Genomic DNA, 11054 nt, shown 5'->3' with positions numbered 1-11054 from the left:
CTCAACGCCAGCACCGGCCGGCTGCGCTGGACCGCGCCCTGCGCGCGCGCATTGACCGGCGCGGGGCTGGTCGCGGGCTTTCTGTCCGGCTTGCTGGGCGTGGGTGGCGGCTTCGTCATCGTGCCCGCGCTGCGGCGCGCCACGGACCTGACCATGCAGACCATCGTCGGCACCTCGCTGGCGGTGATCGCGCTGGTGTCCGCCAGCGGCGTCGTGGCCTCGGCGGCGGGCGGGCATCTGGATTGGCGCATCGCGGCCCCGTTCACGGCGGCTGCGGTGCTGGGCATGCTGACTGGCCGCAAGGTGGCGGACCGTTTTCCACCGCGACGCCTGCAGCAGAGCTTTGCGCTGTTCGCGGGCGTGGTGGCCGTGGCGATGCTGGTCAAGGGCGTGCTGGCGCTGCTGACGGCCGCGTAAGGCCGCCAGCAGCGCCGCTTACTCGTAGGTCCGGATGTCGTCGATGACCTTGCCGTCGTTCGGCAGGCCATCCGCATCCACCCATTCCACGTCGCTGCGCAGCTTGGTTACATCGCGCACCGACTCCGCGATGCGCTTGCCCAGCTCTTCGCTACGCACACGGGATTCCACCTTGAGCACCATGCGGTCGGACCCCGTGCTGCCGCTGATCACCAGCCGCGCGCGCAGGATCTCGGGATGGCGGCGCGCCACGTCGGCGACCTGCGACGGATGCACGAACATGCCGCGCACCTTGGTGGTCTGGTCCGCGCGGCCCATCCAGCCCTTGATGCGGGTATTGGTGCGGCCGCAAGGCGAGATGCCGGGCATGACGGCGGACAGGTCGCCGGTGCCGAAGCGCACCAGCGGGTAGTCGGGATTCAGCGTGGTGACCACGACTTCGCCGACCTCGCCGTCCGGCACCGGCTCGCCGGTGCCGGGGCGCACGATCTCGACGATGATGTCCTCGCCCAGTACCAGGCCTTCGCGCGCCGGGGTTTCAAAGGCGACCATGCCCAGGTCGGCGCTGCCGTAGGCCTGGTAGCCGTCGATGCCGCGCGCGGCCAGCCAGTCGCGCAGGGATGGCGGAAAGGCTTCGCCGGACACCAGCGCGCGGCGCAGCGAATCGAGCTTCACGCCTAGTTCGTCGGCCTTTTCCAGAATGATCTTGAGAAAGCTGGGCGTGCCGGTATAGCCGGTGGGCGCCAGGTCCTGGATCGCGCGCACCTGCTGTTCGGTCTGGCCGGTGCCGCCGGGAAACACGGTGCAGCCCACCGCGTGCGCCGCGGTTTCCATCATGGAACCGGCGGGCGTGAAGTGATAAGAAAAACAGTTGTAGGCGAGCTCACCGGAGCGGAACCCCGCCGCGTGCAGGGCGCGGGCAAAGCGCCAGTAGTCGCCGCGCGCGCTCTCCGGCTCATAGATGGGGCCGGGGGATGCGAACACGCGCATCGCCTCGCCCCAGCCGATGGCGGAGAAGCCGCCGAAGGCCTTTTTTGGTCCGGCCGGCGCCGCCGCGTCATCGCGGCTGTGCTGCTGGCGTTCCAGCAGTTCGTGCTTGCGCAGCACCGGCAGGCTTGCCAGCGCGGCGCGCGACGTGATGGTGGCGGGGTCGATGCCGCGCAACTGCTCGGCGATGGCCGGCGCCCGGGCCATGGCCCGGGCGATCGCGCCGGGCAGGGCGGCCATCAGCTCGCGCTCGCGTTGCTCGGGCGCTCTGGTTTCCAGAACATCGAAAAACTCGGACATGGGATCGCACCTTCCAGGAATCACGCCAACCAGCGCTTGCGCCGGCGGTAGAACTTGTTGTCGCGGAAACTCTTGCGTTCGCCGCTGGATATGCCCAGGTAGAACTCCTTCACGTCCTCGTTCTGGGCCAGGTCGGCTGCGGCGCCGTCCATCATCACGCGGCCGTTTTCAAGGATGTAGCCGTAATCGGCGTAGCGCAGCGCGATGTTGGTGTTCTGCTCGGCCAGCAGGAAGCTGACGCGCTCGCGCTGGTTCAGGTCGCGCACGATCTCGAAGATCTCTTCGACGATCTGCGGCGCCAGGCCCATGGAGGGCTCGTCTAGCAAAATCATGTTGGGGTTGGCCATCAGCGCGCGGCCGATGGCGGTCATCTGCTGCTCGCCGCCCGAGGTGTAGCCGGACTGGCTGGTGCGGCGCTGCTTCAGCCGCGGAAAATACTGGTAGACGCGTTCCAGCGCCGCCGCGGTATCGCCGCGGCTCATGCTGCGCGTATAGGCGCCGGTCAGCAGGTTTTCCTCGATGGTCAGGTGGGCAAAGCAATGCCGGCCTTCCATCACCTGCACCACGCCGCGCTTGACCAGCTCCGCCGGCGACAGCTTTTCGATGCGCTGGTCGCGGTACTGGATATGGCCCTTGGTGACATCGCCGCGCTCGCCCTTGAGCAGGTTTGAGATGGCGCGCAGCGTGGTGGTCTTGCCCGCGCCGTTGGCGCCCAGCAAGGCCACGATCTTGCCTTCCGGCACTTGCAGGGAAACACCCTTGAGCACCAGGATCACGTGGTTGTAGATCACCTCGATGCCGTTCACGTCGAGCAGCACCTTGGGGGTGTCTGCGGGTACTGCGGAAGTCGTTGCAGCGGTCATGGCTGTTCCTGCGGCTTGGTGGCCGCCGGCCCCGTTATCCAGGGCCGGCGGCCGGTTCACATCAGTTCTCGCAAGTGCGGGGCGTGATGTTCTTTTCTTTCGCGTATTTCGCTGCGCCTTCCTTGACCATCGGGTCCAGGATGGTCTTGTCCGACTGATACCAATCGGAGACCACCTTGAACTTCGCGCCGTCCCACTGCACGATGCGAGCCCAATCGTCGCCCTTGTGGTTGCTGCACGAGGTCTTGACCGGACGCATGATCTGGCCGAAGCCCAGCTTGTCGAGCTTTTCCTGAGTCAGGTTCAGGTTCTCGAAGCCCCAACGCACCTGCTCGGGCGTCAGCGCCTTGCCCTTGCCGTACTTCTCCTGCGCGGTGCGGATCGCTTCCACCTGCAGCATCGAGATCATCATGCCGCGGGTATGGGCGATGGTGCCCAGCGTGGTCTTGCCGGTCTTGTCCGCGCCCTGGCCCTTGTCGTAGACGAACTTCTTCAGGTCGTCGTAGACCTTGTCGTGCTCGGCGCCGCTGTTGTGGATCGTGATGGCGTTGTAGCCCTTGGCGACATCGCCCAGGTCCTTCACGTCGCCTTCGGAGCCGGCCCACCAGATCGCGTACATCTTGTCTCGCGGATAGCCGCTGGCCTGGGCTTCGCGGATCGCGGTCGGCGTCATGATGCCGGCGCTCCACAGCAGCACGTAGTTGGGACGGGCCTGGCGGATCTGCAGCCAGGTGGACTTCTGTTCCACGCCGGGGGCGGTCACCGGATAGAGCACCAGCTCGAAGCCTTCCTTGGCCGCGCGCTTCTGCAGCAGGGGGATCGGCTCCTTGCCATAAGGCGAGTCGTGGTAGACCAGGGCGATCTTCTTGCCCTTCAGCTTGTCCATGCCGCCTTCTTTCTTGGCGATGTCCTGGATCATCACGTCAGCCGCGGTCCAGTAGGTGCCGAGCAGCGGGAAGTTCCATTCGAATACGCTGCCGTCGACCGACTGCGACAGGCCGTAGCCCATCGTTTCGACCGGCACCTTGTCGACCATGGCCTTGTCGCTGACGGCGAAAGTGATGCCGGTGGACTGGGTGTCGAAGCCCGATGCGCCGGTGCCCTTGCTCTTCAGGCGCTCGTAGCATTCCACGCCGCGGTCGGTGGCGTAGGCGGTTTCGCACTCTTCGTACGTGATCTTGACGCCGTTGACGCCGCCGTCGCGCTCGTTGACCAGCTTCAGATAATCCAGCTTGCCGTCGGCCCAGGGGATGCCCAAGGGGGCGAAGGACCCGGTGCGATACACCAGCAACGGAACGAACTGCTCTTCCGCCGCCATTGCCGGCGTGGCCACGGCGCCTGCGGCGCCGGCTGCGGCCATCAAAGCTGCCGCCAACTTCAGGTTAAGACGCTTCATCTCCATTTACCTCCTGCGTGGTGCTTGGGTCAGTAAACCCTGGGACACCGGGATTGGCCCGGTCTTGAGCCGGGTATTCAGGGCGGGTCCGCCGCGCTTGTGCCGCCGCGGACCGCGGAAATCAATGCGAAATCAATGCGGGAACGGCCAGATGCGCAACTTCTCCTTGCCGATGCTCCAGAGTCTGGCCAGCCCATGGGGTTCGGCGATCAGGAAGAACACGATCAGCGCGCCGAACACCATGTGCTCGATGTGCGCCGCCGTGTCCACCGACAGCGGAATGCCCAGCATGTGCGGAATATTGGACAGCGCCACCGGCACCAGCACGATGAAGGCCGCGCCGAAGAAGCTGCCGATGATCGAACCCAGCCCGCCGATGATCACCATGAACAGCAGCTGGAACGAACGCGTCAGGTCGAACGCCAGCGGTTCCCAGGAACCCAGGTGGATGTAGCCCCACAAGGCCCCGGCCACGCCGACGATGAACGAGCTGACCGCGAAGGCCGTGAGCTTGGCGTACATGGGGCGGATGCCGATGACCGAGGCCGCCACGTCCATGTCCCGGATCGCCATCCATTGGCGGCCGATGGCGCCGCGCACCAGGTTCTTGGCCAGCAGGCTGAACACCACCACCAGGATCAGCACGAACAGGTACTTCTCCAGCGCGCTCTGCACCGGCAGGCCGAAGGCCGTCAGCGGCGGCACCGAAACGTTGCCGGACGACGAGTAGTTGGTGAAGAAGGGGATGCGCAGGAATGCCCAGTCCACGAAGAACTGCGCGGCCAGCGTCGCCACCGCCAGGTACAGGCCGCGAATACGCAGGCTGGGTATGCCGAAGATCACGCCCACGATGGTGGCGAAGAAGCCGCCCAGCAGAATCTGGATGACCAGCGGCATGCCGGGAAAGCGCACGCCGAAGTTCCAGGCGGCGTAGGCGCCCACCGCCATGAAGGCGCCGGTGCCCAGCGAGATCTGGCCGCAATAGCCCACCAGGATGTTCAGGCCCACGGCAGCCAGCGCCAGGATCAGGAACGGGATCAGGATGGCGCGCAGCAGGTAGTCGCTGGCCATGGCCGGGATGGCGACGAACGCCACCGCCAGCAGCAGCCAGATGAAGATGCGGTCCTGGCGGATCGGGAAGATCTGCTGGTCAGCGCGATAGCTGGTCTTGAATTGGCCGTTTTCGCGATAGAACATTTTTTTATCCTAGAGGGCCTGTGGGCTCAGACGCGGTCGATGATCTTCTCGCCGAACAGCCCTTGCGGACGGAACAGCAGGAACACCAGCGCCAGCACATAGGCGAACCAGATTTCGATACCGCCGCCTACCAGCGACCCCAGATAGACCTCGGACAGCTTTTCGCCCACGCCGATGATCAGGCCGCCCAGGATGGCGCCCGGCACCGAGGTCAGGCCGCCCAGGATCACCACCGGCAGCGCCCGCAGCGCCGCGGTGGACAGCGTGAACTGCACGCCGAACTTCGAGCCCCAGATGATCCCCGCCACCAGCGCCACCAGCCCCGCCACGCTCCAGACGATCACCCAGATGCGGTTCAGCGGAATGCCGATGGATTGCGCGGCCTGGTGGTCGTCGGCCACCGCGCGCAGCGCGCGGCCGGTCGAGGTGTACTGGAAGAACAGGGCCAGCGCGGCCACCAGCAGGGCGGCGATCACCGCCGCCGTCAGGTCTTCCAGGTTGATCAGCAGTCCGCCCTCGAACACGGAGTCCAGGATCATCAGCGGATCCTTGGGCATGCCGACGTTGATGGAATACACCGAGCTGCCGAACGTGATCTGGCCCAGACCGTCCAGGAAGTAGCTGATGCCCAGCGTGGCCATCAGCAGGGTGGTGGCCTCCTGGTTGACCAGGTGGCGCAGCACGAAGCGTTCGATGGCGACCGCCAGCAGGAACATCACGATGGCGCTGACGATGAAGGCCAGCACGTTGGCCAGGATCATGTTGTCAAAGCCGAACCAGCGCGGCAGCCACTCCGAGAAGCGCGCCATCGACAGCGCCGCCACCAGCACCATCGCGCCCTGCGCGAAGTTGAAGACGCCGGACGCCTTGAAGATCAGTACGAAGCCCAGGCCGATCAGGGCATACAGCATGCCGCTCATCAGGCCGCCGAATAAGGTCTCTAGAAAAAATCCCATGTCTGTCCGCCTTAGTGCGACACGCCGAGATAGGCGCGGATGACGTCTTCGTTTGCGCGGACTTCGTCCGGCTTGCCGTCACCGATCTTCTTGCCGTAGTCCAGCACCACGACGCGATCCGAGATGTCCATGACCACGCCCATGTCGTGCTCGATCAGCACGATGGTGGTTCCGAACTCGTCATTCACATCCAGGATGAAGCGGCTCATGTCCTGCTTCTCTTCGATGTTCATGCCGGCCATGGGCTCGTCCAGCAGCAACAGGCGCGGCTCCATCGCCAGCGCGCGGCCCAGGTCCACGCGCTTTTGCAGGCCGTAGGGCAGGCGGCCGACGGGCGTCTTGCGGTAGGCCTGGATTTCCAGGAAGTCGACGATGTTCTCGACGAACTCGCGGTGCTTGATCTCTTCGCGCTCGGCCGGGCCGAGGCGGAAGGCCTGGGCCAGCAACCCGCACTTCATGCGCAGGTTGCGCCCGGTCATGATGTTGTCCAGCACGCTCATGCCCTTGAACAGCGCCAGGTTCTGGAACGTGCGGGCGATGCCCATTTCAGCGGCGCGGCGCGGGTTCATGCGCGAGAAGCGCTCGCCGCGGAACTCGATGCCGCCTTGCTGCGGCGTGTAGACGCCGTTGATGACGTTGAGCATCGAGCTCTTGCCGGCGCCGTTGGGGCCGATGATGGCGCGGATCTCGTGTTCGCGCACATTGAAGGAAATGTCCGTCAGCGCTTTCACGCCGCCGAAGGACAGCGAGATGTTCTGCATGTCCAGCATGATGTCGCCGATGCGCTGGTCGCGGTCGTTGTTGCTCATGATCTCTACGCGGCCTTGGCGGTGATGGCGGGGAAGGTCTTGACTGGGCGGATCTTCAGGTCCGCCGAGATCTTGCCGGTGCGTCCGTCTTCGAATTTCACTTCGGTTTCGATGAACTGCGACTGTTTGCCGCCAAACAACGCGTCGATCAGCACGCCGTACTTCTGCGCGATGAAGGCGCGGCGCACCTTGCGCGTGCGGGTCAGCTCGTCGTCGTCCGGATCCAGTTCCTTGTGCAGGATGAGGAAGCGGCTGATCTGCGAGGCCGACAGCTTGGGATCGGTGGCCAGGTCGGCGTTGACCTGCTCCACGCATTCCGCGATCAGCTGATAGACCTCGTCCTTGGAGGCCAGGTCGGTGTAGCCGGCATAGGGCATGCCGCGGCGCTCGGCCCAGTTGCCCACGGCTTCCAGGTCGATGTTGATGAAGGCGCACACGTCTTCGCGGTTGGCGCCGAAGGCGACCGCTTCCTTGATGTGCTGGAAGAACTTGAGCTTGTTCTCGATGTACTTCGGCGCGAACAGGCTGCCGTTGGCGAGCTTGCCCACGTCCTTGGCGCGGTCGATGATCTTCAGCTGGCCGTCGGTGTCCAGATAGCCCGCATCGCCCGTGTGGAACCAGCCATCGGCGCTGCGCGCCTCGGCGGTCGCCTCGGGGTTGCGGTAGTACTCCTTGAAAAGGCCCGGGCTTTTGACCAGGATCTCGCCGTTGTCGGCGACGCGGATCTCCACGCCGTCGACGGGCGGGCCCACGGTGTCGTCGCGCACCTTGCCGTCGGGCTGCACGCAGACGAAGACCGAGGTCTCGGTGGAACCGTACAGCTGCTTGAGGTTGATGCCGATGGAGCGGTAGAACACGAACAGGTCGGGGCCGATGGCCTCGCCCGCGGTGTAGGCCACGCGCACCCGGCTCATGCCCAGCGCGTTGCGCAACGGGCCGTAGATCATCATGTTGCCCAACGCATAGCGCATGCGGTCCCAGGCGCTGACCTGCTCGCCGTCCAGGATCCGGGTGCCCACGCGGCGCGCGAGCTTCATGCAGGCCGCGAACAGCTTGCGCTTGATCAGGCCCGCGTCTTCCATGCGGATCATCACATGCGTCAGCAGGCCTTCGAGCACGCGCGGCGGCGCGAAGTAGTAGGTCGGTCCGATGTCGCGCATGTCGATCGACACGGTGTCGGGCGACTCGGGATGGTTCACCGTGAAACCCGTGACCAGCAGCTGCGTGTACGAGAACATGTTCTGGCCGATCCAGGCGGGCGGCAGATAGGCCAGCACGTCTTCCTGGTCAGTCAGATTTTCCATCTCGGACACGGCGCGCGCGCGGTCGATCAGCGCATGGTGCGTGAGCACCACGCCCTTGGGCTTGCCGGTGGTGCCCGAGGTGTAGAACATGGCGGCCGGATCTTGCGGCTGCACGGCGGCCACTGCCTGCTCGAAGAAATCAGGATGCTGGCTGGCGTATTCACGGCCCAGTTCTTCCAGCTGCTCATACGAGCGCAGCATGGGGTCGGAGTAGTGGCGCAGGCCGCGCGGATCGTCGTACACCACGTGCTTGAGCGCGGGGCATTGTTCGAGGACCTCCAGCATCTTGTCGACCTGTTCCTGGTCTTCAACGATGGCCACGCTGATCTCGGCGTCTTGCAGCACGTAGACCATTTCCTGGGCGACGGCGTCCTGGTAGAGCGGCACGGGGATCGCGCCCAGCGACTGCGCGGCCATCATCGCCATGTACAGGCGCGGGCGGTTCTCGCCGATGACGGCCACGTGCATGCCGGGCTTGATGCCCAGCGCGGCCAATCCATGCGCGACGTGCCGGACATGCTCCGCCACTTCGGACCACGTAAGGGTTTGCCAGATCCCCAGATCTTTTTCGCGTATGGCGGGCCGCGACCCGCGAACGCTGGCATGCGTGAACAGCAACGCCGGAAAGGTATCCAGCGCAGCCGGCATCCGTGCAGATGCGGGCGGTGTATGTGCCACGATGTCTCCTCCGGTTTGGGCGCATCGGGCCAGGAGTCCGCGTGAGCGGCAGTGGCAATGAAGCGCTTGACCAGTTGGTTTTAGATTTACGGCAGGAGTTAAGGTATAAGGTTGGGTTGCTACCAACTGTCACCATCGCGACATTCAAGGAACTTTTAGGGTATTCCCGATGCAGCTAGCCGACTCCCTGCAACTCGCCGCCGCCTGGTTTCGCGTGCTCAGCCGCGACCAACAAGAGCGCGTCGAGCGGGACCTGACCGTGCAGCAGGTGGTTGCCGGGTCGATCATAGAGCGCAAAGGTGAACTCGCACAGGCTTGGATCGGCGTGCTGGCGGGACTGGTCAAGGTTTCGGTGGGCAACGCCGAAGGCAAGGTGGCATCGCTGACCGGCGTGCCGGCCGGCGGTTGGATAGGCGAAGGCTCGCTGCTCAAACGCGAGATCCGCAAGTACGACATCGTGGCGCTGCGGGATTCGGTGGTGGCGCGCCTGCCGGCCGCAACATTCGACTGGCTGCTGGACAGCAGCATCCCGTTCAACCGCTATCTGCTCCATCAATTGAATGAGCGCGTGGCGCAGTTCATCGGCAAGGCGGAGTACGACCGCCTGCTGGATCCGGACGCGCGCGTGGCCCGCTGCCTGGCCGAGCTGTTCAACCCTTTGCTATACCCCGGCATGGGCATGCGCCTGGCCATTACCCAGGAAGAGGTAGGCTATCTGGCCCGGGTATCGCGGCAGCGCGCCAACCAGGCGCTGCGCAAGCTGGAAGAGGCTGGCCTGCTCAATGTGGAATACGGCGCGGTGCGGGTGCTGGACCTGGATGGCCTGAAACAATACGGGTCGGACCGGGACGTGGCCGAGAGCGAACCGGCCTAGGCGCCGTCTGCTCGAAAAAAACTCCTTGACGATAAATAGCGCGCTATTTAATATTGCGCAATGAAATCTCGATCCAAAGCCAAGGCCGCATTCAACCCGCTGCTGCTGGACAGCCAGCTGTGCTTCGCCCTGTACTCGACCTCGCTGGCGATGAACAAGGTCTACCGCAAGCTGCTGCGCGGCCTGGACCTGACCTATCCGCAGTACCTGGTGATGCTGGTGCTGTGGGAGGGCGACGAAATTACGGTGACGGATATCGGCGAACGCCTGTTCCTGGATTCCGCCACGCTGACGCCGCTGCTCAAGCGCCTGGAAGCGGCGGGCCTGGTGACGCGCAAACGCGCCGTGGAAGACGAGCGCCAGGTGATCGTCGGGCTGACGCGCCAGGGCCGCGAGCTGCGCGCGCAGGCCCAGGCCGTGCCGCACTCCGTCGCGAACGCGGCGCAGTGTTCGCTGGAAGAGGCGCAAGGTATGATGAAAACGCTGCATGCGCTGCGAGAGAAGCTGACCGCAAGTCTTTGAAGTGGCGGGCCATGCCCGCTATTGCTGGATTCAATAAATAGTGCACTATTTAATATTGCACTATTCAATTAGTAAGGGCCGCAGCGGGATGTCCCGTCTGGCCTGGCAGTCCAACCTCCACTTTCCAATGAAGGAAACGCATCATGTCTATCGAAAAAGTGCTGTACCGCGCCCATGCGCACGTAACCGGCGGCCGTGAAGGCACGGGCGCAACGGACGACGGCAACCTGAACGTCAAACTGACCACGCCGAAGGAACTGGGCGGCGCGGGCGCGGCCGGCACCAATCCGGAACAGCTGTTCGCCGTGGGCTATTCGGCATGCTTCATGGGCGCCATGAAATTCGTCGCCGGCCGCGACAAGATCGCCATGCCGTCCAACGCGACGATCGACGGCGCTGTTGGCATCGGTCCTATTCCTACGGGGTTCGGGATCGAAGTCGAATTGAAGATTTCGTTGCCGGGGATGGAGCGGGCCGAGGCCGAGAAGCTGGTGGCTGCGGCGCATATCGTTTGCCCTTATTCGAATGCTACGCGTGGCAATATTGATGTGACGTTGACGATTGTTTGATCGTTGATGGGTTGTTGATGGTTTATGGCGGGCGGCTTTGTACATAGGCCGCCCGTCGTCGCGTGCGGCGTGGCGGCTCGCGCCCACGATTGCGGTCCGGAGCGTTCGCTCCGGACTTCCCCGTCGTCATCCTCGTCCTCGCCTTCGGCGACTCCTTCGGATTCCCTCGGGCGCATCGAGGT

General features: G+C 64.6%; 11 protein-coding genes. 4 read left to right on the top strand and 7 right to left on the bottom strand.

Going from position 1 to position 11054, the window contains the following annotated elements:
- On the top strand, positions 1 to 417 hold a 417-nt coding region (locus WBB14_RS18000; protein WP_424241036.1), incomplete at its 5' end, for a TSUP family transporter.
- Positions 418 to 435: 18 nt separating this feature from the next.
- Here WBB14_RS18000 and WBB14_RS17995 read toward each other — a convergent pair.
- From WBB14_RS17995 to WBB14_RS17965, 7 genes are all read right to left on the bottom strand, one after another.
- Positions 436 to 1704, bottom strand: coding sequence for a phenylacetate--CoA ligase family protein (locus tag WBB14_RS17995; RefSeq protein ID WP_424241035.1), 1269 nt, complete (start codon positions 1702 to 1704; stop codon positions 436 to 438).
- A gap of 20 nt (positions 1705 to 1724) precedes the next feature.
- Complete coding sequence (locus tag WBB14_RS17990) at positions 1725 to 2567, bottom strand: ABC transporter ATP-binding protein (RefSeq protein WP_207469786.1); 843 nt, start codon at positions 2565 to 2567, stop codon at positions 1725 to 1727.
- Between the two features lie 61 nt (positions 2568 to 2628).
- Positions 2629 to 3969 (bottom strand): ABC transporter substrate-binding protein, encoded by a 1341-nt coding sequence (locus tag WBB14_RS17985; RefSeq protein ID WP_424241034.1) that lies wholly within the window; start codon positions 3967 to 3969, stop codon positions 2629 to 2631.
- A 126-nt stretch (positions 3970 to 4095) separates the two neighbouring features.
- A complete protein-coding gene (locus WBB14_RS17980; protein ID WP_207469788.1) occupies positions 4096 to 5160 on the bottom strand; it encodes a branched-chain amino acid ABC transporter permease in 1065 nt (354 codons plus the stop codon).
- A gap of 26 nt (positions 5161 to 5186) precedes the next feature.
- On the bottom strand, positions 5187 to 6116 hold the full coding sequence (locus WBB14_RS17975; RefSeq protein WP_013396773.1) for a branched-chain amino acid ABC transporter permease: 930 nt from the start codon (positions 6114 to 6116) through the stop codon (positions 5187 to 5189).
- Positions 6117 to 6127: 11 nt separating this feature from the next.
- On the bottom strand, positions 6128 to 6925 hold the full coding sequence (locus WBB14_RS17970; protein WP_424241033.1) for an ABC transporter ATP-binding protein: 798 nt from the start codon (positions 6923 to 6925) through the stop codon (positions 6128 to 6130).
- Positions 6926 to 6930: 5 nt separating this feature from the next.
- Positions 6931 to 8907, bottom strand: a complete 1977-nt coding sequence (locus WBB14_RS17965) for an AMP-dependent synthetase/ligase (RefSeq protein ID WP_424241032.1) — start codon at positions 8905 to 8907, stop codon at positions 6931 to 6933.
- A 169-nt stretch (positions 8908 to 9076) separates the two neighbouring features.
- Between WBB14_RS17965 and WBB14_RS17960 the strand changes: the two genes are divergently transcribed.
- The 3 genes from WBB14_RS17960 (at position 9077) to WBB14_RS17950 (ending at position 10872) form a co-directional block, all read left to right on the top strand.
- A complete protein-coding gene (locus WBB14_RS17960; protein WP_424241031.1) occupies positions 9077 to 9781 on the top strand; it encodes a Crp/Fnr family transcriptional regulator in 705 nt (234 codons plus the stop codon).
- A gap of 60 nt (positions 9782 to 9841) precedes the next feature.
- A complete protein-coding gene (locus WBB14_RS17955; protein WP_424241030.1) occupies positions 9842 to 10303 on the top strand; it encodes a MarR family winged helix-turn-helix transcriptional regulator in 462 nt (153 codons plus the stop codon).
- A 143-nt stretch (positions 10304 to 10446) separates the two neighbouring features.
- Entirely contained in the window at positions 10447 to 10872 is a 426-nt protein-coding gene (locus WBB14_RS17950; RefSeq protein WP_013396768.1) for an organic hydroperoxide resistance protein, read from the top strand.
- Positions 10873 to 11054 lie beyond the last annotated feature (182 nt).

It is taken from the genome of Achromobacter sp. (assembly GCF_049647645.1).
Classification (GTDB): Bacteria; Pseudomonadota; Gammaproteobacteria; order Burkholderiales; family Burkholderiaceae_B; genus Achromobacter.
The sequence above is the reverse complement of the archived record's forward strand: the minus strand, read 5'-3'. Positions and strand labels throughout refer to the sequence as shown.